Below are 24,574 nucleotides of genomic sequence, written 5' to 3' on the forward strand. Positions count from 1 at the left end.
CCCCCCATCCTGTCGGATCGGGCGCGGCGATGCAGAAACGTTCCGCGGCGGCGCCCCGGCGGCGGGGGTGCCGCCCCGGTAACGTGTGTGCCGTGACCGACGACGCCGCACCCACCGTCCTCGCCCGTCCCACGGGCAGACTCGGGTGGCTGACGCTCAATCGGCCCCGCGCGATCAACGCCCTCGACCTCGAGATGATCCGCGCCCTGCACGCCGCGCTCGACGCGTGGGAGGACGACACCGACATCGACGTCGTCCTCATCGACGGAGCGGGCGATCGGGGGCTCTGCGCGGGCGGCGACGTGCGCGACCTCGCCTCCCGCATCACTGCGGGACACCCCGCGGAGGTGGCGCTCTTCTTCCAGGAGGAGTACGCGCTCAACGCCCGCATCGCCGAGTATCCGAAGCCGGTCATCGCGCTCGCCGACGGCATCACGATGGGGGGCGGCATCGGCGTCGCCGGCCACGCGGCGATCCGCATCGTCACCGAGACCTCGCGGTTGGCGATGCCCGAGACCCGGATCGGGTTCACCCCGGACGTCGGCGGTTCGTGGCTGCTCGCCCGCGCGCCGGGCCGGCTGGGGGAGTTCCTCGCGCTGACCGGCGGGACGATGGATGCCGCCGACGCGGTCTACGCCGGATTCGCCGACCACTGCGTGCCCCGCGCCCACCTCGACGCCCTCCGTGAGGCGTTCGAGCGGCGTGCGGATCCGGAGACCCCGACCGAGCTCGTGCTCCTCTTCGACGAGACGCCGAAACCGTCCCGCCTCGCCGCCGCGCGCGTCTGGATCGACGACGCGTTCGCGGCCGATACGGTCCCCGAGATCATCGAGCGGCTCCGGGCGCGCGACGAGGATGCCGCGCACGCCGCCGCCGACACCCTCGAGGAGCTCTCGCCGACGGCGTTGACGGTGACCCTGGCCGCCGTCCGCCGCGCGCGCGAGCTTCCGGACCTCCGTGCGGCGCTCGGTCAGGAGTACGGGCTGGTGATGTGGTTCGCCCACACCCAGCCCGACCTCCCCGAGGGCGTGCGCGCGCAGCTCATCGACAAGGACCGTTCGCCCCGGTGGCAGCCCGCGACGCTTGCGGAGATCGACCCCGGGCTCGCGGCATCCGCTCTCGCCTTCGTCCCCGACGAGCCGCTCCGGAGGTGAGGGGACGATGACCGGGACTCGCCGCCGGACGTACTCGCTCGGCATCGCCGTCGACTGGTTCTTCTTCGTCTTCGCGGGCCTCGCGGCGGTCTGGCTGGCCTACCTCAGCTTCACCGAATCGTTCCGCGTGGGTTGGTGGGGGCTCCCCTTCTTCATCGGCTTCTGGGTGCTCCTGGCCTACCTGGTGCTCCCGCGCCTGCACCGGATCCTCACGACCGTGTACGTGCCGGACTACTTCATCGGTCGCACGCGCACGAGCGACGGCCTCCTCGGCGATCCGGTGAACCTCGCCCTCCTCGGCGAGGGGGCGCAGATCGAGCAGGCGATGCGCCGCGCCGGGTGGACGAAGGCCGACCCGGTGACCCTCGCGTCGTCGTGGCGCATCATCACCTCGACGCTCCGTCGGCGGAGCTACCACGAAGCCCCGGTCAGCCCCCTTTTCCTGTTCGGGCGCCAGCAGGACTTCGCCTACCAGCAGGAGGTCGACGGCAATCCCGCCCAGCGCCACCACGTGCGGTTCTGGCGGTGCCCCGACGGCTGGCTCCTCCCCGGCGGCACGCGCGTGGACTGGCTCGCGGCGGGCACCTTCGACACCCGTGTCGGGCTGTCGCTGTTCACCCTCCAGGTCACCCACAAGATCGACGCCGACACGGATGTCGAGCGTGACCACATCGTCCGCACCGTGTCGGAGGCCGACCCGCGCGTGCGGGTGGACGTCATCGCCGACTTCGCCACCGGCTACCACGCCCGGAACGGCGGGGGAGACAGCATCCGCACCGACGGGGATCTGCCGATCATCGACGTCCGCGCGGTCGCCGCCGACGCGGGGGACGCCGTCGACGCGCCGGCGCGCGAAGAGGAGGCGACGTCGTGAGCTCCGCACCCCATCCGCACGCGCCCGGCAAGCGGCCGGCCTACGAACCGGGCGCGCTGCTGCTGTCGCCCGTCCGGTACGACCCGGACATGCCGCGCCCGAGCACCACGGTCGCCGGCGTGCTGCTGGTCTTCCTGCGCGTCCTCGCCGGGATCTTCGTCCTGCTCGAGCTCGCGCGGGAATGGGACTCCCTGTTCGGCGACCTTGTGCGGGCCGACACGACGGCCGACGCCGCGCTGAACGATCCGGGGGTCCGCGGCATCCTGCTCGCGGCCGTCCTGGGGATCGGCGGCATCCTGCTCCTCATCGACGCCGTGCTCGGAATCCTGATCTATCGTGGCCATAACTGGCCGCGCGTGCTCGTCATGCTGTTCTCGGTCATCTCCATCAGCACCGTGTTCACCGCGTGGTGGGTGCGGGGCGAGGAGATCACCCTGGACGGGACGTTCCTGTCGCTGAGCCTGGACATCCTGCTGCTGCTCGCGCTGTCGAGCCGCAGCGCGGCGGCCTACGCCCGCCGGAACGAGAGACGACCCGAGAACGACTGAGGAAGGAGCGGGATGTTCGACAGCCCGCTGTCGGCCTCCGCGTACGACGTGCTGGGGGTCGCCCCCGACGTCGACGACGACGCCCTCCGCAAGGCCTACCGCCTGCGACTGCGACAGACCCACCCCGACACCGGCGGCGACGCCGCGACCTTCGTGCAGGTCCAGCGCGCGTGGGAGCTCGTCGGTACCGCCGACGCCCGCGCGGCCTACGACCGCGGGCACGGCTTCGGCTCGAGCGCGGCGCCGGAGTGGTCGGATGCCGCGGGGTCGGCATCCGATGCCACCTCGTGGCGCGCCCCGCGGGCGGCCTCCCGCGACACCCGTCCGCGGGCCCGTTCGCACGGGCATCCGGGCGGCTGGCGGCGCGAGCGCTACCTCGACCTCATGCGCGAGTGGGTCGGCCGCGGCGTTCCCCTGGAGGACCCGTACGACCCCGCGCTCGTGCGCACAGCGCCGCACCACCTGCGGCGACTGCTCGCCGACGCGCTCGCCGAGGAGGCGACCGCCCGCATCGTCGCCGATCTCGGCATGGGGTACACGGTGTGGCACGACGTGATGGCCGAGGGGCGCGACGCCGGATCCGACGACAAGATCGACCACATCGTGCTGGGCCCGAGCGGCCTCTACGGGGTGCTGTCGGAGGACTTCGGCGGACCGGTCGGTGTCCGTCGCGGCGAGATCGTGGGCGACGGCGTGGTGGGCACGCCGATCGCGGACCTCGTCGCGCGCGTGCGCGGCATGGGCCGTGCGGCGGGGGTGCGCTTCCGCGGCGCGATCGTGGTGCTTCCCGACGACGACCTCGACCAGGCGATCACCGAGCTCGGGAAGGTGCGCGGCGTGCCCGTCGCGGTCGTCGCACGCAGCGCCCTGTCGACGATCCTCCGCCGCGGGCTCACGGGCGCGCGCGCCATGGGCGGCAACGAGGTCTTCGACGCCCGCACGCGACTGCAGCAGCGCGTCCGCTTCGCCTGAGGTCCGCGCCGACTCGGCCGCCCGCCTGAGCCGCGTGAGGATCAGTCGTCGAGGCCGAAGAGCTCGAGTGGGTGGGTGAGTCGCCACCAGACGCTCGGGGGCTCGATGTCTTCGGCCAGCCGCAGGTCGACGAGGTCGTCGTCGAGCGGACCGTCGACCGAGAGTGCTCCGACGACGTCGCCGGCCGTGCGGGCATCGCCGAGGTCGTACCTGATCGACACCGTTCCGGCCCCGCCGTTCCAGAGGACGACGGCCGCGTCGCTCGCCGTGACGATCGAGACCTCCTCTCCCCACTCCGTGCGGACGAGCCCCGCGACGGTGTCGGCGGTGACGGACGGCCGAGGCTGCAGCTCCTGCTCCAGCTGCGCGTAGAGCGCGCGCGACGCGTCGACCCGTGCGGCGTCGTCGGGCTGACCGAGGACCGCGGCGTACAGCCGGACGGTGGTCTCGCCGGCGGCGACGTCCTTCGCCGAGAGGACGTTCCACGCGTCGAGGGTGCCGGTCTTGATGCCGACCACACCGGGGTCGGCGAGGAGTCCGTTGGTGTTCTCCACCCGGCCGGCGCCCGGGAGCTCGATGGCCTGCTTCGCGACGATCTCGGCGACCACCGGGTTCTCCATCGCCTTTTTCGCCAGCGGGATGAGCGCCTCGGCGGTGGCGGTGTTCCCCAGGTCCATGCCCGTCGGCTCGACGACGGTGACGCCGGGGATGCCGTGGGTGGCCAGCCACGACCGTGCCGCCGAGGCGAACACCTGGTCCGAGGGCCAGATCGTGGATGCGAGGCGCTCGGCGTAATTGTTCGCCGACCCCACGAGGATCCCCTCGAGCATCTGGTACTGCGTGAGTGCGCCGTCGATCGGCACGTCCAGGGCGGACTCCCCGCGAGCGCGGTAGTCCCAGTACTCGAGCATGTCCGCGTAACGGAACCGGTACTCCGGGCCCTGCTCGCCCGGGGCGAGGGGCAGCTCGTCGAGGATCATCAGCGCCGTGACGACCTTGGTGATGCTGGCGATGGATGCCGGATCCAGCGACGACGCGAGCGTCCCGTCGATGCCCTCGACCGCGATCGCCGCCGATCCCGCGCCGGGCCACGCCGGAGCCGCAGCGACCGAGGCGATCGGCTCGACCTGCACGGGGGCCACCTCCGGTGCCACGGCGTGCAGCGGCCAGAGGAGGGTGGTGGCCGCATACGCGCCGGCGAGCGCGGCGAACACCCCGACCGGTATGAGCACCCCCGGTCGCAGGATCGAGCGGCGCGGGGCGTCGGCGAGCAGGTCGGGTTCGACCGGGACGAAGGGAGCGGATGCCGTGGCGAAGTCGGTCCGGGTCGACGCGCCCGTGACCCGCTCCGGGTCGACCCACGCCAGCGCCCCCGTCGGGGTCGGACCCGTCGTCGACGCGACGGTCTCGCGACGCGCGCGACGCGTCGTCGCCGGGGCTTCGTCCACGCTCACCCGGCCAAGATACCGCGCCCGGGCGCCGCTATACTCGAGCTCACAACCACGGGAGTCCGGTGAGCCGGGCTGAGAGGAAGCGATCCACGCTTCGACCGTCGAACCTGATCCGGATCATGCCGGCGCAGGGAGGAGCATCGATGTCTGCATCCACGTCCACGTCCGTCCCCACCTCGACGCCGCCGCGGACGCACCGCTGGCGCGTCGTCGACATCGTCGTCGCCAGCGTCCTCGGCGTCGCGTGCGGACTCGTCTTCCTGCTGTGGAACGTCGCCTACCGGGGCCCGAGCGCGTTCCTCGAGCCGCTCCTGCCGGGCCTGCAGGGGCTCCTCGACGGTCCGTGGCTCTTCGCGGGCGTCCTCGGCGCCCTCATCATCCGCAAGCCCGGCGCCGCCGTGTACACCGAACTCGTCGCGGCGGCCGTGTCGGCGCTCACGCTGGTCGGCAACACGTGGGGGGCGTTCCTCACCCTCGAGGCGGGACTCATCCAGGGTCTCGGTGCCGAGCTCGTCTTCCTCGCCTTCTTCTACCGTCGCTGGTCGCTGCCCGTCGCCGTGCTCGCGGGCATCGGTGCGGCGCTCCTCGGCGGGGTGAACAACCTTCTGCTCTGGTACGCCGGCGCCGACATCACCTTCGTCGTCGTCTACCTCATCAGCACGATGACCTCGGGCGCGGTGATCGCCGGTGCGCTGTCGTGGGCGATCGCGCGCGGCCTCGCGGCCACCGGCGCCCTCGACCGGTTCGCGTCGGGTCGCGCGCACCGCACCCGCGTCTGAGCGTGTCGCGGATGCCGGGCACCGCGGCCGCGGTGCGGGTGCGCGGATGGGGCTGGCGGCACGCGTCGCGACGCGCCTGGGCGGTGCGTGGCCTCGACCTGCGGATCGAGCCGGGGGAGCGGGTCCTCCTCCTCGGCGCATCCGGGGCCGGGAAGTCCACGCTCCTCCAGGGGCTTGCGGGCGTGCTCGGCGGCGCGGAGGAGGGCGAGTCCGAGGGGGAGCTGCTCCTCGACGACGTTCCCGCGGAAGCCGCGCGCGGGCGCGCGGGCCTCCTCCTGCAGGATCCCGATGCGCAGGTGATCCTCGCCCGGGTCGGCGACGACATCGCGTTCGGCTGCGAGAACCTCGGCATCCCGCACGACGAGATCTGGCCGCGCGTGCACGCCGCCCGCGAGGCGGTCGGGCTCGACGTGCCGCTGGACCGCCCGACGAAGGAGCTCTCCGGCGGGCAGAAGCAGCGGATGGCGCTCGCCGGCGTCCTCGCGATGCGGCCGGGGCTGATCCTGCTCGACGAGCCCACCGCCAACCTCGACCCGCACGGTGTCGCCGAGGTGCGCGCCGCCGTCGGCGGCCTTCTCGACGCCCATCCGGCGACCCTCGTGGTCGTCGAGCATCGCGTGGAGGTGTGGCTTCCGCTGGTCACGCGGGTGATCGTCCTGGGCGCGGGTGGTGAGGGCGTGATCGCCGACGGGACGCCGGATGAGGTGCTGGGCGCGCAGCGCGCACGGTTGACGGATGCCGGGGTCTGGGTCCCCGCCTCGCCCCCGCCGCATCCCGCCCCGCCCGCCTCGGCGCCCGGTGACGTGCTCCTGCGCGCCCGCGACCTGGCGGTGCAGCGCGTGGCGGGCACTCCGGTGGCCTCCGGTATCGATGCGGACGTGCGTGCCGGCGCGGCGCTGGCGATCACCGGGCCGAACGGCGCGGGGAAGTCGACCCTCGGTCTCACGCTCGCGGGGCTCATCGCCCCGGCATCCGGTCTCCTCGAAGCCTCGGACGCGCTCGCCGCCGGGGCGGGCCCCACGCCGATCCGCTGGCGATCGAGGCAGCTGCTCACGCGCATCGGCACGGTCTTCCAGGACCCCGAGCATCAGCTGCTCGAGCGCACGGTGCGGGCCGAGCTCGAGGTCGGGCCGCGCGCTCTCGGGCAGGATGCCGCGGCGCGGGACGCCGTGGTCGATGAGCTCCTCGCGCGCCTCCGGCTGGATCATCTGGCCGCCGCCAACCCGTACACGCTCTCCGGTGGGGAGAAGCGCCGTCTGACGGTGGCCGCGGCGCTCGCGACCGCGCCGCGGGTGCTGGTCCTCGACGAGCCGACGTTCGGGCAGGACGCGCGGACGTGGGCGGAGATGGTCGCCCTCCTCGCGCGCCTGCGGAACGAGGGGTCGGCGATCGTGACGATCACGCACGACGCCGACGTCGTGCGCGCCCTCCGCGCCACGCGGGTCGAGATCCGCGGGGCGACGCGATGACGCTGGCACCGGACCGGGCGCGCACGAGCACGATGGCGCGGGTGAACCCGGTGGCGAAGCTTGCCGCGACGATGGTGCTCACCGTGCCGCTCGTCCTGACCCTCGATGTCGTCTCGGCGGGGGCGGCGCTCCTCGTCGAGCTGCTCCTGATGCCGTGGGCGGGGCTCCGATGGGGCGAGTTCTGGCGGCGGACGTGGCTCGTGTGGGCCCTCGCTCCGCTCACGGGAGTGACGATCGCGCTCTACGGGCGGACGAGCGGGCAGGTCTACGTCGAATGGCTCGCCGTCCGCGTCAGCGACGGCTCCCTCGAGCTGGCCCTGGCGACGACGCTGCGCGTGCTCGCCATCGCCCTGCCGTCTGTCGTGCTCTTCGCGAGCGTCGATCCCACGGACCTCGCCGACGGGCTGTCGCAGATCTGGCGGCTTCCGGCGCGGTTCGTGCTCGGCGCGCTCGCGGGCCTGCGGATGGTGGGTCTCTTCCTCGACGACTGGCGCGCCCTCGAGCTGGCCCGCCGTGCGCGCGGTGTGGCCGACCGCGGGAGGCTCCGCCGCTTCCTCGGGATGGCGTTCGCGCTGCTCGTGCTGTCCATCCGCCGCGGTGCGAAGCTCGCCACCGCGATGGAGGCGCGCGGGTTCGGGGCTCCGGGACCGCGGACGTGGGCGCGCATCTCGACGTTCGGCGGGCGCGAGTGGGCGCTCATCGCCGTGGGAGCGGCGATCGCCGCCGTCGCCGTGGCCGCCGCGCTCGCCGCCGGCACGTGGAACTTCATCCTCGGCCCCGGCTGATCCGGCGTCGTCAGGCGGTCCTCGCGTCGAGTTCGCGCACGAGCCGCGCCGGTGCCGTGCGGCGGAAGGACGCGTCGAGGAGTTCGGCGATCTCGCCGGGCTCGGCATCCGCGAGGTCGATCGCGAGCCAGCCGCTCGGGCCGAGGTAGGCGGGGACCCAGAAGCGGGGATCCTGAGCGAGCGCCGCCGCGTCCTCCGGGTCGGGGAGGAACAGGACCGCCTCGTCATGGCGCCGGGCCATGTCTGCCTTCGCCGCACCCCCGTAGTAGCAGAAGACCTTCACGGTGAAGAAGGCGGGCCGGCCGTGGCTCACCTTCTCGGCGGCGCCGGGGAGGGCGAGCGCGATCTCGCGCACCCGCGCGAGGGAAGGGTCATCCGGGTCGAACATGAGCGGATGGGGCTCGGCCATGCCGCCATCCTGGCACCGGACGGCGCCGCGGGCGACCCCGATTCCTCGTGAGACGCAGTCCCGCCTAAGCTGACATGTGATGTCGACGCCCCCGGGCGCAGTTCGAAGGAGAACGGATGGACCTCACCTCCGCCGCCGCCCTGGTCACCGGCGGTGCCAGCGGCCTGGGCCTTGCGACGGCCCGACGCCTCATCGCCGCGGGCGCCGCCGTCACCCTCGTCGACCTCCCGGGGTCGCGGGGCTCGGACGTGGCGGCCGAGATCGGGGCGTCCTTCGCCGCGGCCGACGTCACCGACCCGGAGCAGGTCGCGGCCGCCGTGGCGCAGGCGGGCGAAGCCGGCCCGCTGCGCGTCGTCGTCAACTGCGCGGGGATCGCCCCGCCCGCGAAGGTCCTCGATCGGGACGGCGTCCCCACCCCGATCGCCGACTTCGAGCGCATCGTGCGAGTGAACCTCCTCGGCACCTACACCGTCATCGCCCACGGCGCCGCCGCGATGGCCCGCACCGAGCCCGACGCGTCGGGAGACCGCGGCGTGATCGTCAGCACCGCCAGCGTCGCCGCCTTCGACGGACAGATCGGGCAGCCCGCCTATGCCGCCAGCAAGGGCGGCGTGCACGCCATGACCCTCCCGATCGCCCGCGAGCTCGCGCGCCACGCGATCCGTGTCGTCACCATCGCCCCCGGGATCATGGAGACGCCGATGCTCGCCGGGCTCCCGCAGCCCGCGCAGGACCGAGCCGGCCGGCAGGTGCCCTATCCCGCCCGGCTCGGGAAACCCGACGAGTACGCGCGCCTGGTGATGGCGATCGTCGACAACGGCTACCTGAACGGCGAGACGATCCGCCTCGACGGCGCGATCCGGATGGCACCGAAATGAGCGGGGAAGGTACCGACATGCACTCAGACGACTCGTCGATCCTCCTCGCCCGTGAGGGGGCCCTCGCGCGCGTGCGCTTCAACCGCCCGGCGTCCCTGAACGCCATGGGCTTCGCGATGGGTCGCCTGTGGCGTGACATCGCGCGCGAGATCACCAGCGACGACACGGTCGGGGCCGTCCTCATCGAGGCGGCGGGGCCGGCGTTCTGCGCCGGGGGCGACGTGCGCGAGATGGCCACGTCCGGCGCCGACGGCGGGGCGGTCACCGAGACCGCGCACGTCATCCACGACGGCATCCGTGCGTTCGTGGAATCCTCGACCCCCGTCGTCGCCGCCGTCCAGGGCGCGGTCGCCGGCGGGGGCCTCGGCCTCATGCTCGCGGCGGACTACATCGTGGCGTCCGAGAGCGCGCGCTTCGTGAGCAAGTACGCCGAGATCGGCCTCACCCCCGACCTCGGTGTCTCCACGCTCCTCCCGGCTGCCATCGGTCAGCGTCGAGCGCTCCGGATGCTGCTGCAGGATGTCACGATCGATGCGGCCACCGCCCTCGACTGGGGACTGGTGACCGAGGTCGTCCCCGCCGCCGAGGTCGCCGAGCGCGCGCTCGCGATCGGCCGCAGCTGGCTGACGGGGGCGACGGGGGCGTACGGTCAGGCGAAGCGGCTCATCCGCGCCGGTGCGGAGCGCGACTTCGCCGCCAACCTCGCCGACGAAGCCGCCACGATCGGCGCACGATTCGACACCCCGGAAGCGGCCGCCCGCATCCGGGCCTTCGCCTCCGGAAAGGACGCCCGATGACCGACGACAGCCCGCAGAGGACCCTTGCCGGGAAGACGATGCTCCTGTCCGGGGGCAGCCGCGGCATCGGCCTCGCGATCGCGCTGCGCGCCGCCCGCGACGGGGCGAACGTCGCCATCCTCGCCAAGACCGACACCCCGCATCCGAAGCTCGAGGGCACCGTGCACACCGCAGCCGAGCAGATCCGCGCGGCCGGCGGCAACGCCCTCCCGATCGTCGGCGACGTCCGCAACGACGACGACGTGACCGAGGCGGTCCTGATGACCCAGGGCGAGTTCGGCGGCATCGACGTCGTCGTCAACAACGCCTCCGTCATCGACCTGTCGGGCACCGAAGCCCTGTCGATGAAGAAGTACGACCTGATGCAGGACGTCAACGTCCGCGGGACGTTCCTGCTCTCGCGCGCGGCGCTGCCGATGCTGAAGGATGCCGAGAACCCGCACATCCTGTCGCTCTCGCCGCCGTTGAACCTGTCGCCCAAGTGGCTCGGCGCCCACACCGGGTACACGCTGGCGAAGTACGGGATGACCATGGCGACGCTCGGGATCGGGGCGGAGTTCGCCTCCGCCGGCATCGCCGCGAACACCCTGTGGCCGCGGACCACGATCGCGACCGCCGCGGTGCAGTTCTCCCTGGGCGGCGACCGCATGATGAAGGCCAGCCGCACACCGGAGATCTACGCCGACGCCGCCTACGAGGTCGTCACGCGGCCGGCGTCGTCGTACACCGGTCAGACGCTCATCGTCGAAGACGTGCTGGAGGACGCGGGCGTCACCGACTTCTCGCGGTACGCCGCGGTGCCCGGCACCCCGGACGACGCGCTCTTCCCCGACATCTTCCTCTGAGGACGGGCCGGCCTCCGGGCGGGTCAGGGGGTCGACCCGCTGAAGAGCAGGACGCCGCCGAGGCCGATCATCATGCCGCCGCCGGTGGCCGACAACGTCGCGAGGCGCTTCGGCGACCGTCCGAACCAGGTTCGCGCCGCCGCGGCGGCGAGCGCCCACGCGCCGTCGGAGATGAGGGCGAGCGCGAAGAACACCAGGCCGAGCTCGACCATCTGCAGGGGCACCGCTCCGGCATCCAGGTCGACGAACTGGGGGAGGACGGCGACGAAGAACGCGATGCTCTTCGGATTCGTCACCCCCACGACGAAACCGGCGCCGAGCTGTCGCCACGCCGATCCCGCGACCGGGGCGGAGTCCGCGCCGCCGGCCGCGCGGTTCCGGTGGCGGATCGCCTGGATGCCGAGGTAGGCGAGGTAGAGCGCCCCGACGATCTTGACCGCGGTGAACAGGACCGCCGACCGCGCGACGATCCCGCCGACGCCGAGGGCCACGAGGCCGATGATCGGGAGGAGCCCGAGGGCGTTTCCGAGCACGCTGAGCAGGCCGCCGATGCGCCCGAGCGCGAGCGCGCGACCGATCGTGAAGAGCACGCTGGGCCCCGGGATGACGATGAGCACCAGGGCGGCGAGCGTGAAGGCGAGGAGGTTCTCCAGGGGCACCACGGGAGCAGGCTACTGCCTGGCGGTCACGGCGCGGCGGCGATCACGGTGCGGCCGCGGGGAGCGGCGCGAGCACAACCTCGACGTTGTCGTCCGCCCGCCACCAGAAGCCGACGGCATCCGTCTCGGTCATCCCCTCGGGGCGGGCATCGACCGGGATGTCGGATGCCGGGATGACCACGAGCAGGGCGTTCCGGCGGTGCGCCTCCTCGGGGAGGCAGGTGCCGCGGGTGCCGGCGGCGAGCTCGACCACGAGGCAGAGCTCGTCCGTGTCCGCGCGCGCCCGCCAGAGCTGACCGGAGTAGTAGCGCCCGGCCGGGGTGATCCATTCGCTGTCGCGGTCGTCGGGCAGCGCGGGCGGGATCAGCGTCGCCGTGTTGCCGGTGATGTCGCTCAGCCTGCCGTCGAGCGGGACGGTGAACAGGGTCACGGCCTCGGGGGCGTCGAGGAACATCGTCGCGTCGCGGACGGCGTCCTCGATCGTGCGCAGCTCGGTGTGGTCGGCGCCGGGAAGCGTGTCTCCGAGGAGAGGGGCGAGGAGCACCCCCGCGAGCGTCACGGCGGCGGCCCCGCCGACGAGTGCCGCAGCGAGCCGGGCGCGGTGTCCGGTCCGTCGCGGGGGTGCGGGCGGCGCGGGTCGCTGCGGGTGAGGGTCTTCGGCGTCGACCGTCGGAGGGTCGGGCATGCCCGGCGCGGCGGTGACGGCGGTGACATCTGGGGTCGGGGGCCCGCCCGGACTTTCGGCGCGACTCTCCGCTTCGAGCTCGGCCAGCCGGGCCTGCGCCGCGGGATCGTCGTCGAGTCCGCCGCCCGCGCCCCACGCGCGACGACGCAGGGCGTCCAGTTCGCGGCGGGAGGCGGCATCCATGTCAGTCTTCGGTCAGGGGCTTCCGGAGGAACACCTGCTCGATGCCGTCGTCTCCGGGGACGCGCTGCGTCTCGCGGTACCCCTCGCGCTCGTACAGGCGCAGGTTCGCCTCGCTGAGCGAGCCGGTGAAGAGCTCGGCCTCCGTCGCACCGGCATCGCGGCCGCGGCTCTCGACGGCGTCGAGCAGGGTCGTGCCGATTCCGCGGCCCTGCTGATCGGGGGCGATGGCGATCCGACCGATGAGGAGGAGGTCGCCGTCGCGGCGGGCGCGGACGGCGCCGACCATGCGCGGGCCGTCGAGGGCGACGCATCCGAGGTTCTCCTCAAGCTCCGCGCGCACCTCGTCGAGGGTCTGCGTGAGCGGCGGCATGTCGACCGACCGATAGATGAGCGCCTCCTGCACGAACGCGGCGCGCTGGAGGGTGAGGACCTCGCCGGCGTCGTCGGGGGTGATGTCGCGCACGGTGATCTGGCCCATGGGTCCACGCTAGTGCCGCGCACACGGGCGGCGGCCAGGCCGTTCCCGTACCCTCGGAGGATGAGCACTCCGCCCCCCGTGCGCCGCACCGAGCCGCGACAGGTCCGCCCGCGCACCGAGGGCTGGGCCCAGAAGAAGGACGAAGAGGGCCGGCCGCTGCTGCAGTTCGCCAGCCCCAAGCGCGGCAAGCCGCCCGTCCACCTCGCCGACCTCACCCCCGAGGAGCGCGTGGCGAAGGTGAAGGAGCTCGGTCTTCCGGGCTTCCGGGCGGGGCAGCTCGAGAAGCACTACTTCACCCACTACACGCACGACCCGGCGGCGATGACCGATCTCCCGGCCGACGGACGCGAAGAGTTCGTCCACGGGATGCTGCCGCCGCTGCTGACCGAGGTGCGGCGGCTCGAGACCGACCGGGGCGACACGATCAAGTTCCTCTGGAAGCTGCACGACGGCGCCCTCGTGGAGTCGGTGCTCATGCGCTACCCGGGCCGCATCACGCTGTGCGTGTCGAGTCAGGCCGGGTGCGGCATGAACTGCCCGTTCTGCGCGACCGGGCAGGCGGGGCTGACGCGCAACATGTCGGCGGCGGAGATCGTCGAGCAGATCGTGCGGGCCAACGCCCTCATCGCCGCCGGCGGCCTCGGCGGCAAGAAGAGCTCCGACCACAGCGCCGAGCGTGTGAGCAACATCGTCTTCATGGGCATGGGGGAGCCGCTGGCGAACTACGCGCGCGTGATGCAGGCGGTGCGGGTCATGGTGGACAAGAAGCACGGCCTCGGTATGAGCGCGCGCGGGATCACCGTGTCTACGGTGGGTCTCGTCCCCGCGATCCGCAAGCTCTCCGCCGAAGATATCCCCGTCACGTTCGCGCTGTCACTCCACGCTCCCGACGACCAGCTGCGCGACGAGCTCATCCCGGTCAACTCGCGCTGGAAGGTCGACGAGGCGCTGGATGCCGCACGCGAGTACTTCGACAAGACCGGGCGACGCGTGTCGATCGAGTACGCGCTGATCAAGGACATGAACGATCACGGCTGGCGCGCCGACCTCCTCGCCGAGAAGCTCAACGCCCGCGGGCGCGGCTGGGTGCACGTGAACCCGATCCCGCTGAACCCGACGCCCGGGTCGGTGTGGACGGCGTCGGAGCGCGACGTGCAGAACGAGTTCGTCCGTCGCCTCAACGACGCCGGCATCCCGACGACCCTCCGCGACACCCGCGGCAAGGAGATCGACGGAGCGTGCGGTCAGCTCGTGGCCACCACCGAGGACGAGGCTGCGGCCGAGGCGACGCCCACCGAGGCCTGACGCCGCTCCGCAGGCGGTCGAGGGGGCGTCTACGGCAGGAAGTGATCTCGCGCGAGCGGAGCGACCTCGAGACCTTCGGCGTCGGCGCGCGACACCCAGCGGAGCTCTTCGATCTCGGCACCGATCATCGGATGCTGTGCGCCGATGTCGGCCGCGAACACGTCGGCCACCACGACGAAGCCCGGCTCGTTGGCGGCGGCCGCCTCGTATCGACCGAGCGCCCGCAGCGCAGAGGGGTCGAGGTGCAGCCCGAGCTCCTCAGCCAGCTCGCGCGAGAGGGTCTCGGCCGGCGTCTCGCCGGGCTCGGGCTTGCCACCCGGTTGCATGAACGCCGTCGTGCCGGCCTTGCGGACGAGCAGCAGGCGGGACTCCGCGTCGACGATCACGGCCGCGGAGACATGGATGCGGCGCGGAGAGGTCATCGTCGCACGCTAACAGGCGACGTAGAATCACATGTGCCCGACGAGACCCCCGCCCCCACCGCGCTGGAGCCGTCCGGCATCGATCCCGACGACCTCGCGGCCACCCTGCGGGTGCTCGAGGGCATGGCCGGACTCGACGAGACGCATCCCGACTTCGTCGCCGTGCGTCAGGCCACGGCCAAGATGTTCAAGGCCGTCAAGCGCGTGCGGCGCCGTGAGATCCGGGACGCCATCGCCCGGGCCGACCGCGCCGTCGTCGCGGCGACGGCCACGGGAGCGCCCGACCGCATCGACGACGAGACCCGCGGCATCCCGATCTCGACGGCGACGACCGCGCCGACGGCGGGAACCCTGCTCAAGGCGCGCCCCTGCTACATCTGCAAGCAGCCGTACACGCTCGTCGACGCGTTCTACCACCAGCTCTGTCCGTCATGTGCGGCGATGAGTCACGCCAAGCGCGACGCGCGCACCGACCTCACCGGCAAGCGGGCGCTGCTCACCGGTGGCCGCGCGAAGATCGGCATGTACATCGCCTTGCGTCTCCTGCGCGATGGTGCGCACACGACGATCACGACGCGATTCCCGCGGGATGCCGTGCGCCGGTTCAGCAGTCTCCCCGACGCCCCCGAGTGGATCGACCGCCTGAAGATCGTCGGCATCGACCTGCGCGACCCCGCCCAGGTGCTCGGGCTCGCCGACGATGTCGCGGCATCCGGCACCCTCGACATCCTCATCAACAACGCCACGCAGACCGTCCGTCGCTCGCCGGGCGCGTACCAGCCGCTCGTCGACGCCGAACTCGCGCCGCTCCCGGACGGACCGCTCCCCGCGCTCGTGACGTTCGGCCACACGAACGACCAGCACCCGCAGGCGCTCGAGCGGTCCGTGACCGCGCATCCGATCCTCGCTGCGGCAGCCGAGCGCGCCGACGAGCTCACCGAACAGGCGATGGCGGCCGGGTCGAGCTCGCTCGAACGACTCGCCGCGGGCACCGCGATCGACGCGGGCGGGCTCATCCCCGATCTCCACGACGTGAACTCGTGGACCCAGCGCGTCGAAGAGGTCGATCCGCTCGAGATGCTCGAGGTGCAACTCGCCAACACGACGGCGCCGTTCCTGCTCGTGTCGAAGCTCCGGCCGTCGCTGGCGGCCAGCCCGGCGCGCCGCACCTACATCGTGAACGTCAGTGCGATGGAAGGCGTCTTCGGCCGCGGATACAAGGGCCCCGGGCATCCGCACACGAACATGGCCAAGGCCGCGGTCAACATGCTCACCCGCACCAGCGCGCGCGAGATGTTCGAGTCCGACGGCATCCTGATGACGAGCGTCGACACCGGCTGGATCACCGACGAACGTCCGCACCCGACGAAGGTGCGGCTCGCCGAAGAAGGATTCCACGCCCCTCTCGACCTCGTCGACGGCGCCGCCCGCGTCTACGACCCGATCGTCCGCGGCGAGGCGGGCGAAGACCTGTTCGGCGTCTTCCTCAAGGATTACGCGCGAGGCTCGTGGTGACGCTCCCCGAGCCCGGCCGTCGCGTCGTCGTGCGCTACCTGCTCCCGTCCGGACAGGCGACCGACGCCCTCGGCGAACTGCTCGGCGCCGACGCCGAGACAGTGGTGGTCGACGGTAAGCGCGGGATCGAGCGCATCGCCGTGGCTGCCATCATCGCCGCGAAAGAGGTGCCGCCCGCCCCGGCGCCGCGTGTGCGCAGCGGCAGGGACGATCAGGGTCCGGATGCCGCGAGCTCGAGCGGAAGCGGCTGATCGCGGAGGACCGGCATTCGCTTCCCGCCGTGCGTGACCGCTGACAGAATCGGGCCATGCCGGATTGGCTCGTCCTCACACTCATCGCCGTCGTCTTCGCGGTCACGACGGCGTGGGTGGTTCGCCGCCTCCTCGACGTGCGCGTCGGCTGGCTTCGCGCGGTCGTCGTCGCGGCGGTGGTCTTCCTCCTCGCCGCTCCCGTGGCGATCTGGACGCTCGAACAGGCAGAGGTCTACGCCGGCGGCGTCTTCACCGTCAGCGGTCCGATCGCCGTGGCGTTCCTCGCTCTGACGATCGGGTGGATGTTCGCCGCGGTGGTGATCGCCGTGCTGACGGTCGAGTTCCTCTGGCCCTCGCGCGGGTGGCGCAATCCCGTCACCGTGATCAGGAACGCCATCCGGCGCCGCGCGCGTGCGAAGCGGTACGCGCAGATCCTCGCGATCGGGTCGCGGCACGGGCTCACCTTCTACGAGGGGCGGCGCCGCGGTGACGAGGACGACCTCCCCGCCGCGCTGGTGGCCGCGATGAACGACGCGGGCGTGACGTTCGTGAAGCTGGGGCAGGTACTGTCCTCGCGCGAGGACGTCCTGCCCCCCGCCCTGATCGAAGCCTTCTCCACCCTGCAGATGGATTCGACCGCCATCCCGTGGGAGGAGGCGCGGGATGCGATCCGCACCCAGCTCGGGCGACCGCTGGAGGAGGTGTTCGCCGAGATCGATCCGACGCCCCTCGCCGCGGCATCGGTCGCCCAGGTCCACGCGGCCCGGCTCCACGGTGGGGACGAGGTCGTCGTGAAGATCCAGCGTCCCCGGGCGCGCGCGCAGGTGACGACCGACCTCGACATCCTCGTCCGTCTCGCCGCCGAAGCGGAGCGCCGCACGGACTGGGCGCGCGCGTACGGCGCGGCCGCTCTCGTCGACGAGTTCGCCCGTGCCCTGCGGGAGGAGCTGGACTATCGCGTCGAGGTGGCCAACAGCAGCATGCTGCGCGGTGCCGTCGAGGCGTCCGGCGGCGCGGGCCTGCGCGTCCCACGCGCCTACGCGGAGTTCTCCACCGCGCAGATGATCGTCCAGGAACGGGTCGACGGCACCCCGTTCGCGCGGCTCGCGCCGGACGCCGTCGACCCGGAGGAGGCGCGCGCGATCGCCGATCGTCTGCTGGAGGCGGTGTTCGACCAGATCGCCGTTCGCGGGGTCTTCCACGCCGACCTCCACGCCGGCAACGTCATCCTCGCCCGCGACGGCGGTGTGGCCCTCATCGACTTCGGCGCCGTCGGCATCCTCGAGCGGAGCATGCGGCGTCTGCTGGTGCCGATGCTCGTCGCCATGGCGAACGAGGACGACGTCGCCGTGACGGATGTCGTCCTGCTCATGTGCGGGACCGAGGGGGCTGACGTCGTGGCGCTCCAGCGCGACATCGGAGTGATCCTCACCCGGACGCGCGGTACCCGCGGCCCGGACGGGCCGGGAATGGACGAGAACGTCTTCCGGCTCCTCCTCGATGTCCTCCGCCGCAACCGGATGGCGCTGCCGCCGTCGCTGCTGCTGGTCTTCCGCACCCTCGCGTCGCTGGAGGGCACGCTCCGGCGTATCTGCCCCGACTACGACATGGTGGACCACGCGCTCTCGATCGCGCCGCGGATGGCGCTGCGCCTGGCGTCGCCGGAGAGCGCCGTGCTGTCGATGCAGACGTGGTCGGCGCTCCTCGGCGAGCAGCTCCTGCGGATGCCGCGGCGGGTGGAGAGGATCTCGCGAGCCCTGGACGAGGGGACCCTCTCGGTCCGCCTGCGCTCGTTCGAGTCGCCGGACGAGCGCGGCTGGGTGGACGGGCTCGCCGGCCGCCTCACCACGACCGTCGTCGGTTCGACCCTCCTGTTCGCGGGCATCCTGCTCGCGGTCGACGACGGCGGTCCCATGCTCACCGGTGATGTCCCGGCCTTCGCGTTCCTCGGCAGCGTGGCCGGTCTCGGGGGGCTCCTGCTCCTCCTGCGGTCGCTGCGGAGCGCCTTCCGGCGTCGTTGAGCGGGACGAGCGCGGGTTCCGTGTCAGGCCGTCGTCACCGAAACGGTGGGCACGACGGCCGCCGAGGTCTCCGGCTCCTCAGTCGCGGCATCCACGCACGCGGCGCCGTCGACGCCGCACGCCTGCGCGTCGACGTCCAGGATCTCCAGGAGGCGCAGTGCCGCGGGCTCGGCGGTACCCGACGCGATGGCCGACACGACCCAGACCGGGGTCTCCTCCGGCGGGAGCGCGACGGTGACGAGTCCCGCCGCCTGCGGCTTCGCGGCGACGTGCTGGGGGACCAGGGCGATTCCGAGGCCGCGGTGGATGAGGTCCAGCAGCGTATGGATGTCGTCGACCGTACAGGGGACGCGGCGGGTGATGCCGTGTGCGGCGAAGGCGGCGTCGGTGAGGGTTCGCACGCCCCACGACTCGCGGAAGTCGATGAAGTCGCGCTCGCGCAGCTGCTCCCATTCCACCCGGGAGGACGTCGCCAGGGGATCCGTCGGCGGCACGAGCAGGACGAGCGGACGCTGTCCGAGCTCGGCCGGGCTCATCGACGCCAGGTGGTCGGTGGTCGCGACGAACGCGACGTCGAGGTCTCCGGCGCGGACCTGTGCGGCGAGCTCGTGCGATCCGGCCTGGACGAAGTGGATGTCGACCAGGGGATAACGGCGGTGGAACCGCTCGAGCAGCGGTGGGACGTCCACGACGCCGAGGCACTGCTCCGCGCCCACGCGCAGGCGACCGGACAGCTGCCGTGTCGCGCGGACGACCGCGTCGCGGCCGGCGGCGGCCTGCGTCAGCATCTCGCGGGCGAAGGGGAGGAGCGCGCGGCCGGCGTCGGTGGCGACCACGCGACGTGTCGTGCGCGTGAAGAGGCTGGTGCCGAACTCCTCCTCGAGGCTGCGGATCGCGGCCGACAGGCCCGACTGCGAGACCCCGCACACCGCGGCGGCGCGCGTGAACTGCTGCTCTTCGGCGAGCGTGACGAGGTACTCCATCTGCCGCAGATCCATTTATCGCCTTCTCTTCTGAATCACAGAAAACATAGTTGTTGGACTTCTAGGATGAGGCCTCCTAGCGTGGACACGCAACATCCGACGACGTAAGGAAGTGCTGTGCAGCAGAGAACAATCGGCGACGTCACCGTCAGTGCCCTCGGCCTCGGCGGCATGCCCATGTCGATCGAAGGCCGTCCCGACGAGGACCGCTCGATCGCGACCATCCACGCCGCCCTCGACGCGGGCGTCACGCTGATCGACACCGCGGACGCCTATCACCGGGACGCGAACGAGGTCGGACACAACGAAGAGCTCATCGCCCGCGCCCTTCGCAGCTACGGGGGCGACACCTCGGGCGTCCTCGTCGCCACCAAGGGCGGCCACCTGCGCCCCGGCGACGGGTCCTGGACGAAGAACGGCCGGCCCGAGTACCTCCGCGAAGCGGCCAAGGCCTCCGCGGCGCGCCTCGGCGTCGAGGCGATCGGCCTCTACCAGTTCCACCGCCCCGACCCCGAGGTGCCCTACGCCGAGTCGATCGGCGCGATCCGCGACCTTCTCGACGAGGGTGTCATCCGCATGGCCGGGATCTCCAATGCCGACGTCGCGCAGATCGACGAGGCGAACGACATCCTCGGCGGCCGTCTCGTCTCGGTGCAGAACCAGTTCTCGCCCGCGTTCCGCTCGAGCCTCGGCGAGCTGCAGCACTGCGCCGACCTCGGCATCGCCTTCCTCCCGTGGTCGCCGCTCGGCGGCATCTCGCGGGCCGGCGCGGTCGGGGAGAACCACGGCGCGTTCCAGCGCGTCGCGGACGCCCGCGGCGTCAGCCCTCAGCAGGTCGCCCTCGCGTGGGAGCTCGCGCTCGCCCCGGTGGTCATCCCGATCCCCGGTGCCTCGCGTCCGGCCAGCATCCAGGACTCCGTCCGCGCGGCCGACCTCGAGCTCACCGCGGACGAGATCGACGCGCTCTCGGACGAGGCCGCCCCGGTGGGCGAGGCGGCACAGTGACCATGCGCCGCGTCCCGCTCGGACCGTCGGGGCTCGATGCCCCCAACGTCACGCTCGGTCTCATGCGGATCCAGGAGAAGACCGACGACGAGGTGCGCGAGCTGGTCCGCACGGCCCGCGACGCCGGCATCGACTTCTTCGATCACGCCGACGTCTACGGCGCCGATCTGCACGGCTGTGAGGCGCGGTTCGCCGAGGCGATGGCGCTCACGCCGTCCGAGCGTGCCGAGATCACGATCCAGACGAAGGCCGGCATCGTCCGCGAAGGGCCGTACTTCGACTTCTCGTACGAGCACATCGTCCGATCGGTCGAGGGCTCCCTCCGCGCCCTGAAGACCGACTACATCGACATCCTCCTGCTCCACCGGCCCGACGCCCTCGTCGAGCCGGAGGAGGTCGCGCGCGCGTTCGACGAGCTCGAAGCCGCGGGGAAGGTGCGCGCGTTCGGCGTCTCCAACCACACCCCGCGGCAGATCGACCTGCTCCGCACCGCGGTGCGGCAGCCGATCGTCGCCAACCAGGTGCAGCTGTCGATCACCCACGCGCCGATCGTGGCGCAGGGCGTGGCGGCGAACATGGCCGGGCTCGAGCAGTCGATCACGCTCGACGGCGGCGGGATCGTCGAGTACTCCCGCATCCACGGGATCACGCTGCAGGCCTGGTCGCCGTTCCAGTCGGGCTTCTTCACCGGGACCTTCCTCGGCTCGTCCGATCACCCGGAGCTCAACGAGGTGATCGACCGGCTCGCGGCCGAGTACGACGTCCCCGCGATCGCCATCGCGACGGCGTGGATCACCCGGCATCCCGCGAACATGCAGGTCGTCCTCGGGACGACCACCCCCGAGCGGGTCGCCGGTGCCGCCGCCGGGTCCGACATCCCCCTCACCCGGGCCCAGTGGTATGAGCTGTTCCGCGCCGCGGGACACCGCGTGCCCTGATCCCGCCGACTCCCACCCGCAGACCCCCGACCTCCCGAAAGAGAGAACACGCATGGTCAACTACCGCTACCTCGGCAACTCCGGCCTGAAGGTCTCCGAGATCACCTACGGCAACTGGGTCACCCACGGTTCGCAGGTCGACGACTCGGCCGCCATCGCCACGGTCCACGCCGCACAGGATGCCGGCATCACGACCTTCGACACCGCCGACACCTACGCCAACACCGCCGCCGAGGCGGTGCTCGGCAAGGCCATCGCCGGCCAGCGCCGCGCGTCGCTGGAGATCTTCACGAAGGTGTACTTCCCGACCGGCCCGGGCGGCCCCAACGACACCGGACTCAGCCGCAAGCACATCTTCGAGTCGATCGACGGCTCGCTCAGCCGCCTCGGCACCGACTACGTCGACCTCTACCAGGCGCACCGTTTCGACTACGAGACCCCGCTCGAAGAGACGATGCAGGCCTTCGCGGACGTCGTCCGCGCAGGCAAGGCGCTCTACATCGGCGTCTCCGAGTGGACGGCGGAGCAGCTGCGCGCCGGCCACGCCCTCGCGACCGATCTCGGTTTCCAGCTGATCTCGAACCAGCCCCAGTACTCGATGCTGTGGCGCGTCATCGAGGGCAAGGTCGTGCCGACCTCCGAAGAGCTCGGCATCTCGCAGATCGTCTGGTCGCCCATGGCGCAGGGCGTGCTGTCCGGCAAGTACCTCCCCGGTCAGCCCGTGCCCGAGGGCTCCCGCGCGACGGATGAGAAGAGCGGTGCGAAATTCATCAAGGGCTTCCTGCGCGACGAGGTTCTCGAGGCCGTCCAGCGCCTGAAGCCGGTGGCGGATGCCGCGGGCCTGACCATGCCGCAGCTCGCGATCGCGTGGGTGCTGCAGAACCCGAACGTCGCCGCGGCGCTCGTCGGCGCCTCGCGTCCCGAGCAGCTCGCCGACACCGTGAAGGCCTCGGGGGTCACCCTCGACGCCGACACGCTGGCCGCGATCGACCAGGCGCTGTCGGGCGTCGTCTTCGACGACCCGTCGCACACCGACGGCGTCTCGCCCAAGACCCGCCTGGTCTGAGTCCCGCCGAGGGGCTTCAGGGGAAGGCGAGCGGCGTCTTGCCCCATCCCGCACGGAGCGCGCCATCCAGGTCCGGCACCACACGATCGTGGGTGTCGATGACCAGGGTGGCGCGCTCCTCGGCGTCGAAGGCCGGCCATGCCGGAGCGTCGTCGGCGTTCGGCTCCTCGCCCGCGGCGAAGGAGACCCAGCGCTGCTGCAACCGATCCGAGATCGCCTCGGCCGCGCGGCGACCGCCGAGCCGGAAGGTGAGGTCGTGGGCGCGACGTCCGAAGGTGCCCCACACGTAGGGGAGCTCGGTCGCGTGGGTCGCCCCGATCCGCAGCGCGTGGAGCATCGGGGTGGCGTGGTCGAAGCGGTACAGCCACACCGGGGCGCGACGCGCGTGACCCTCGACCGCCCAGAGGGTCGGCATCCGGAATCCGATGTCGCGCGCGATGCCGAGCCCGATCTCGCGGTGGCGGACGCCCTCGTACGCCTCCAGGATCTGCTGCTTCGGCGGGATCGGCACGTCGGGTCGTTCGGCGGCGAGGTCGGCCATCATGCGATCGATGTCGTCCTCGTGGATCGGCAGCAGCGGCGACTTCATCATGCGGAACAGGGACGATTCATCGTGGTTCGTGCCGATGAGCAGCGGCACCGGGAGTCCGCGTCCGGCGGCGAGGACGGCATCCGGCGCCTCAGGGAGGAGGTCGCCGTCGATGACCGGACCGAACGCGATCGTGCCGGGGTGACGCGCCGGGATCTCGGCGAACACCCGCGTCCCGGCCTGCACGATCCGATCGACCGCGACGTCGCGGAGGGCGGCCGGGTCGGACTCGCCGACGAGCTCGAGGAAGAGGTCGGTGACGGATGCCGCGCGGGCGGCGTCATAGACGCTGGAGACCGGTGACGACTCGGCGATCGCGCGCGAGAACAGACCCTCCGCGCGCGGGACGGCGAGGAGCGTGGTCACCAGCCCCGCGCCGGCGGACTCGCCGAAGACGGTCACCCGCTCCGGATCGCCGCCGAACGAGGCGATGTTCTCGCGTACCCACTCCAGCGCGCACAGCACGTCCTTCAGTGCGAGGTTGCCGTCGAACGGGTGCGCGTCGGTGCTCTTCGCCGAGAGGTCGAGGAAACCGAGCGCGCCGATGCGGTAGTTGATCGTGACGACCACGGTGCCGCGTGCGGCGAGGGCCTCGCCGTCGTAGAGCGGCTGCGAGCCGGAGCCGAACGTGTAGGCGCCGCCGTGCACCCACACCATCACCGGGAGGCCCGCGGGGTCGGCATCCGCCGGCGACCAGACGTTCAGGAACAGGCAGTCCTCCGCGAACACCGCGTCGGGGCCGAGGTCGATGGCCGGGTTGGTGTTCTGCGGTGCGGCGGCGCCGAAGCGGACCGCGTCGATGACATCGTCCGCGGGGGCGGCCGGGCGCGGGTCCCGCCACCGGGCGTCGCCGGTCGGGGGCTCGGCGTAGCGGATGCCGCGCCAGACGCGTGCTCCGCTCGGGAGGGTTTCGCCGCGGAAGCGGCCGGCCGGTGCGTTCGCGATGTCGTCGGGCACGCCCCCAGCGTAGGGGCTGGTGCCATCATCGAGGGATGCCGGTCACCAGTGCGGGGCTCATCGTCCACCGTCGCGGCGCGGACGGGCGCGAGGTGCTGGTCGCGCACATGGGCGGACCGTTCTGGGCCCGGAAGGATGCCGGATCGTGGACGTTCCCCAAGGGCGAGTTCAACCCCGCCGAGGAGGAGGCGGCGGATGCCGCCCGACGGGAGTTCCGCGAGGAGCTGGGGCTCGCACCGCCGGCGGGGCCGATGGTCGCCCTCCCCCCGATCACGGCATCCCGGAAGGTGCTCCGTTTCTTCGCGGTGGAGGCGGATCTCGACGTGACGAACCCGGTCTTCGGCGAGTTCGAGATGGAGTGGCCGCCGAGATCGGGGGAGCGGCGCTCGTTCCCCGAGGTGGACCGCGTCGCCTGGGCTCCGGTCGCTGAGGCGCGAGATCTGCTGTCTGCGGGTCAGCGGCCGGCGCTCGACGCGCTGCTGCACACGCTCGGCGAAGACGGGTGACGCGATGTATACGCTGTCGGAAATCTGGCACGCAGCGTCGCGCGCTATCG

26 protein-coding genes and 1 riboswitch are annotated in these 24,574 nt (G+C 72.2%); of the genes, 18 read left to right on the top strand and 8 right to left on the bottom strand.

Annotation, left to right across the window (positions count from 1 at the left end):
* The first annotated feature begins 92 nt into the window (after window positions 1-92).
* Genes KZC50_RS05830 through KZC50_RS05845 form a run of 4 tightly spaced genes read left to right on the top strand, consistent with a single transcriptional unit; the run spans window position 93 to window position 3,548 of the window.
* Entirely contained in the window at window positions 93-1,154 is a 1,062-nt protein-coding gene (locus tag KZC50_RS05830; protein ID WP_310890958.1) for an enoyl-CoA hydratase/isomerase family protein, read from the top strand.
* 7 nt (window positions 1,155-1,161) lie between these two features.
* On the top strand, window positions 1,162-2,028 hold the full coding sequence (locus KZC50_RS05835; RefSeq protein WP_310890959.1) for an LssY C-terminal domain-containing protein: 867 nt from the start codon (window positions 1,162-1,164) through the stop codon (window positions 2,026-2,028).
* Entirely contained in the window at window positions 2,025-2,576 is a 552-nt protein-coding gene (locus tag KZC50_RS05840) for a hypothetical protein (RefSeq protein ID WP_310890960.1), read from the top strand. The genes KZC50_RS05835 and KZC50_RS05840 overlap by 4 nt, the downstream gene beginning before the upstream one ends.
* Before the next feature lie 12 nt (window positions 2,577-2,588).
* Window positions 2,589-3,548, top strand: a complete 960-nt coding sequence (locus KZC50_RS05845) for a J domain-containing protein (RefSeq protein ID WP_053547004.1) — start codon at window positions 2,589-2,591, stop codon at window positions 3,546-3,548.
* Between the two features lie 41 nt (window positions 3,549-3,589).
* On the opposite strand, the gene KZC50_RS05850 is transcribed toward KZC50_RS05845, so the two are convergent.
* Window positions 3,590-5,002 (bottom strand): D-alanyl-D-alanine carboxypeptidase family protein, encoded by a 1,413-nt coding sequence (locus tag KZC50_RS05850; RefSeq protein WP_310890961.1) that lies wholly within the window; start codon window positions 5,000-5,002, stop codon window positions 3,590-3,592.
* A 38-nt stretch (window positions 5,003-5,040) separates the two neighbouring features.
* Window positions 5,041-5,150, top strand: a riboswitch (TPP riboswitch).
* Between KZC50_RS05850 and KZC50_RS05855 the strand changes: the two genes are divergently transcribed.
* From KZC50_RS05855 to KZC50_RS05865, 3 genes are all read left to right on the top strand, one after another.
* Entirely contained in the window at window positions 5,143-5,778 is a 636-nt protein-coding gene (locus KZC50_RS05855; protein WP_310890963.1) for an ECF transporter S component, read from the top strand. It overlaps the preceding riboswitch by 8 nt.
* Window positions 5,779-5,789: 11 nt before the next feature.
* Window positions 5,790-7,247, top strand: coding sequence for an ABC transporter ATP-binding protein (locus KZC50_RS05860; protein ID WP_310890964.1), 1,458 nt, complete (start codon window positions 5,790-5,792; stop codon window positions 7,245-7,247).
* Window positions 7,244-8,032 carry an energy-coupling factor transporter transmembrane component T family protein gene (locus KZC50_RS05865; protein ID WP_310890965.1) on the top strand — a complete coding sequence of 263 codons (789 nt, stop codon included), beginning with the start codon at window positions 7,244-7,246 and terminating at the stop codon, window positions 8,030-8,032. Before KZC50_RS05860 ends, KZC50_RS05865 begins: the two co-directional genes overlap by 4 nt.
* Before the next feature lie 10 nt (window positions 8,033-8,042).
* On the opposite strand, the gene KZC50_RS05870 is transcribed toward KZC50_RS05865, so the two are convergent.
* Window positions 8,043-8,441, bottom strand: coding sequence for an MmcQ/YjbR family DNA-binding protein (locus KZC50_RS05870; RefSeq protein ID WP_310890966.1), 399 nt, complete (start codon window positions 8,439-8,441; stop codon window positions 8,043-8,045).
* Between the two features lie 116 nt (window positions 8,442-8,557).
* Here KZC50_RS05870 and KZC50_RS05875 point away from each other — a divergent pair, with 116 nt between their 5' ends.
* Genes KZC50_RS05875 through KZC50_RS05885 form a run of 3 tightly spaced genes read left to right on the top strand, consistent with a single transcriptional unit; the run spans window position 8,558 to window position 10,961 of the window.
* Window positions 8,558-9,319, top strand: a complete 762-nt coding sequence (locus tag KZC50_RS05875) for an SDR family NAD(P)-dependent oxidoreductase (RefSeq protein WP_310890967.1) — start codon at window positions 8,558-8,560, stop codon at window positions 9,317-9,319.
* Between the two features lie 17 nt (window positions 9,320-9,336).
* Window positions 9,337-10,116 carry an enoyl-CoA hydratase/isomerase family protein gene (locus KZC50_RS05880; RefSeq protein ID WP_310890968.1) on the top strand — a complete coding sequence of 260 codons (780 nt, stop codon included), beginning with the start codon at window positions 9,337-9,339 and terminating at the stop codon, window positions 10,114-10,116.
* A complete protein-coding gene (locus KZC50_RS05885; RefSeq protein ID WP_310890969.1) occupies window positions 10,113-10,961 on the top strand; it encodes an SDR family oxidoreductase in 849 nt (282 codons plus the stop codon). The genes KZC50_RS05880 and KZC50_RS05885 overlap by 4 nt, the downstream gene beginning before the upstream one ends.
* Window positions 10,962-10,984: 23 nt before the next feature.
* Here the strand turns inward: KZC50_RS05885 and KZC50_RS05890 are convergent, their stop codons facing one another.
* From KZC50_RS05890 to KZC50_RS05900, 3 genes are read right to left on the bottom strand one after another with little or no spacing between them, the layout of a single operon-like run.
* Window positions 10,985-11,623, bottom strand: a complete 639-nt coding sequence (locus KZC50_RS05890; RefSeq protein ID WP_310890970.1) for a LysE family translocator — start codon at window positions 11,621-11,623, stop codon at window positions 10,985-10,987.
* Window positions 11,624-11,663: 40 nt separating this feature from the next.
* Window positions 11,664-12,488: a hypothetical protein gene (locus tag KZC50_RS05895; RefSeq protein WP_310890971.1), complete on the bottom strand. Its 825-nt coding sequence runs from the start codon at window positions 12,486-12,488 to the stop codon at window positions 11,664-11,666.
* Between the two features lies 1 nt (window position 12,489).
* On the bottom strand, window positions 12,490-12,966 hold the full coding sequence (locus KZC50_RS05900) for a GNAT family N-acetyltransferase (protein WP_310890972.1): 477 nt from the start codon (window positions 12,964-12,966) through the stop codon (window positions 12,490-12,492).
* A 60-nt stretch (window positions 12,967-13,026) separates the two neighbouring features.
* On the opposite strand from KZC50_RS05900, the gene rlmN reads away from it, so the two are divergent.
* Window positions 13,027-14,271: a dual-specificity RNA methyltransferase RlmN gene (gene rlmN / locus KZC50_RS05905; RefSeq protein WP_053547013.1), complete on the top strand. Its 1,245-nt coding sequence runs from the start codon at window positions 13,027-13,029 to the stop codon at window positions 14,269-14,271.
* 29 nt (window positions 14,272-14,300) lie between these two features.
* Here rlmN and KZC50_RS05910 read toward each other — a convergent pair whose 3' ends face one another.
* Window positions 14,301-14,693, bottom strand: coding sequence for an NUDIX hydrolase (locus tag KZC50_RS05910; protein WP_053547014.1), 393 nt, complete (start codon window positions 14,691-14,693; stop codon window positions 14,301-14,303).
* Between KZC50_RS05910 and KZC50_RS05915 the strand changes: the two genes are divergently transcribed.
* The 3 genes from KZC50_RS05915 to KZC50_RS05925 are packed head-to-tail and all read left to right on the top strand — an operon-like array spanning window position 14,670 to window position 18,480.
* Window positions 14,670-16,208: an SDR family NAD(P)-dependent oxidoreductase gene (locus KZC50_RS05915; RefSeq protein ID WP_375294567.1), complete on the top strand. Its 1,539-nt coding sequence runs from the start codon at window positions 14,670-14,672 to the stop codon at window positions 16,206-16,208. The two genes, KZC50_RS05910 and KZC50_RS05915, sit on opposite strands and share 24 nt — an antisense overlap.
* Window positions 16,205-16,459: a putative acetyltransferase gene (locus KZC50_RS05920; protein ID WP_310890973.1), complete on the top strand. Its 255-nt coding sequence runs from the start codon at window positions 16,205-16,207 to the stop codon at window positions 16,457-16,459. Before KZC50_RS05915 ends, KZC50_RS05920 begins: the two co-directional genes overlap by 4 nt.
* A 56-nt stretch (window positions 16,460-16,515) precedes the next feature.
* Window positions 16,516-18,480 (top strand): ABC1 kinase family protein, encoded by a 1,965-nt coding sequence (locus KZC50_RS05925; protein WP_310890975.1) that lies wholly within the window; start codon window positions 16,516-16,518, stop codon window positions 18,478-18,480.
* 23 nt (window positions 18,481-18,503) lie between these two features.
* Here KZC50_RS05925 and KZC50_RS05930 read toward each other — a convergent pair whose 3' ends face one another.
* Complete coding sequence (locus KZC50_RS05930; protein WP_310890976.1) at window positions 18,504-19,478, bottom strand: LysR family transcriptional regulator; 975 nt, start codon at window positions 19,476-19,478, stop codon at window positions 18,504-18,506.
* Between the two features lie 102 nt (window positions 19,479-19,580).
* Here KZC50_RS05930 and KZC50_RS05935 point away from each other — a divergent pair, with 102 nt between their 5' ends.
* Genes KZC50_RS05935 through KZC50_RS05945 form a run of 3 tightly spaced genes read left to right on the top strand, consistent with a single transcriptional unit; the run spans window position 19,581 to window position 22,472 of the window.
* Window positions 19,581-20,468, top strand: coding sequence for an aldo/keto reductase (locus KZC50_RS05935; protein WP_310890977.1), 888 nt, complete (start codon window positions 19,581-19,583; stop codon window positions 20,466-20,468).
* 2 nt (window positions 20,469-20,470) lie between these two features.
* Window positions 20,471-21,406 (top strand): aldo/keto reductase, encoded by a 936-nt coding sequence (locus tag KZC50_RS05940; protein ID WP_310891539.1) that lies wholly within the window; start codon window positions 20,471-20,473, stop codon window positions 21,404-21,406.
* A 52-nt stretch (window positions 21,407-21,458) separates the two neighbouring features.
* Complete coding sequence (locus KZC50_RS05945; RefSeq protein WP_310890978.1) at window positions 21,459-22,472, top strand: aldo/keto reductase family protein; 1,014 nt, start codon at window positions 21,459-21,461, stop codon at window positions 22,470-22,472.
* A 16-nt stretch (window positions 22,473-22,488) separates the two neighbouring features.
* Here the strand turns inward: KZC50_RS05945 and KZC50_RS05950 are convergent, their stop codons facing one another.
* Window positions 22,489-24,018, bottom strand: coding sequence for a carboxylesterase/lipase family protein (locus KZC50_RS05950; RefSeq protein ID WP_310890980.1), 1,530 nt, complete (start codon window positions 24,016-24,018; stop codon window positions 22,489-22,491).
* Between the two features lie 35 nt (window positions 24,019-24,053).
* On the opposite strand from KZC50_RS05950, the gene KZC50_RS05955 reads away from it, so the two are divergent.
* Window positions 24,054-24,524 carry an NUDIX domain-containing protein gene (locus KZC50_RS05955; protein ID WP_310890981.1) on the top strand — a complete coding sequence of 157 codons (471 nt, stop codon included), beginning with the start codon at window positions 24,054-24,056 and terminating at the stop codon, window positions 24,522-24,524.
* Window positions 24,525-24,574: the final 50 nt, after the last annotated feature.

The organism is Microbacterium aurantiacum (assembly GCF_031625015.1).
GTDB lineage: Bacteria > Actinomycetota > Actinomycetes > Actinomycetales > Microbacteriaceae > Microbacterium > Microbacterium aurantiacum.

Coding starts and splice junctions, on each gene's coding strand:
- rlmN (WP_053547013.1), top strand. CDS start 13,027: ATGAGCACTCCGCCCCCCGTGCGCCGCACCGAGCCGCGACAGGTCCGC.
- KZC50_RS05835 (WP_310890959.1), top strand. CDS start 1,162: ATGACCGGGACTCGCCGCCGGACGTACTCGCTCGGCATCGCCGTCGAC.
- KZC50_RS05910 (WP_053547014.1), bottom strand. CDS start 14,693: ATGACCTCTCCGCGCCGCATCCATGTCTCCGCGGCCGTGATCGTCGAC.
- KZC50_RS05955 (WP_310890981.1), top strand. CDS start 24,054: ATGCCGGTCACCAGTGCGGGGCTCATCGTCCACCGTCGCGGCGCGGAC.
- KZC50_RS05925 (WP_310890975.1), top strand. CDS start 16,516: ATGCCGGATTGGCTCGTCCTCACACTCATCGCCGTCGTCTTCGCGGTC.
- KZC50_RS05845 (WP_053547004.1), top strand. CDS start 2,589: ATGTTCGACAGCCCGCTGTCGGCCTCCGCGTACGACGTGCTGGGGGTC.
- KZC50_RS05865 (WP_310890965.1), top strand. CDS start 7,244: ATGACGCTGGCACCGGACCGGGCGCGCACGAGCACGATGGCGCGGGTG.
- KZC50_RS05945 (WP_310890978.1), top strand. CDS start 21,459: ATGGTCAACTACCGCTACCTCGGCAACTCCGGCCTGAAGGTCTCCGAG.
- KZC50_RS05885 (WP_310890969.1), top strand. CDS start 10,113: ATGACCGACGACAGCCCGCAGAGGACCCTTGCCGGGAAGACGATGCTC.
- KZC50_RS05900 (WP_310890972.1), bottom strand. CDS start 12,966: ATGGGCCAGATCACCGTGCGCGACATCACCCCCGACGACGCCGGCGAG.
- KZC50_RS05895 (WP_310890971.1), bottom strand. CDS start 12,488: ATGGATGCCGCCTCCCGCCGCGAACTGGACGCCCTGCGTCGTCGCGCG.
- KZC50_RS05880 (WP_310890968.1), top strand. CDS start 9,337: ATGCACTCAGACGACTCGTCGATCCTCCTCGCCCGTGAGGGGGCCCTC.
- KZC50_RS05855 (WP_310890963.1), top strand. CDS start 5,143: ATGTCTGCATCCACGTCCACGTCCGTCCCCACCTCGACGCCGCCGCGG.
- KZC50_RS05870 (WP_310890966.1), bottom strand. CDS start 8,441: ATGGCCGAGCCCCATCCGCTCATGTTCGACCCGGATGACCCTTCCCTC.
- KZC50_RS05940 (WP_310891539.1), top strand. CDS start 20,471: ATGCGCCGCGTCCCGCTCGGACCGTCGGGGCTCGATGCCCCCAACGTC.
- KZC50_RS05930 (WP_310890976.1), bottom strand. CDS start 19,478: ATGGATCTGCGGCAGATGGAGTACCTCGTCACGCTCGCCGAAGAGCAG.
- KZC50_RS05860 (WP_310890964.1), top strand. CDS start 5,790: ATGCCGGGCACCGCGGCCGCGGTGCGGGTGCGCGGATGGGGCTGGCGG.
- KZC50_RS05875 (WP_310890967.1), top strand. CDS start 8,558: ATGGACCTCACCTCCGCCGCCGCCCTGGTCACCGGCGGTGCCAGCGGC.
- KZC50_RS05915 (WP_375294567.1), top strand. CDS start 14,670: ATGGATGCGGCGCGGAGAGGTCATCGTCGCACGCTAACAGGCGACGTA.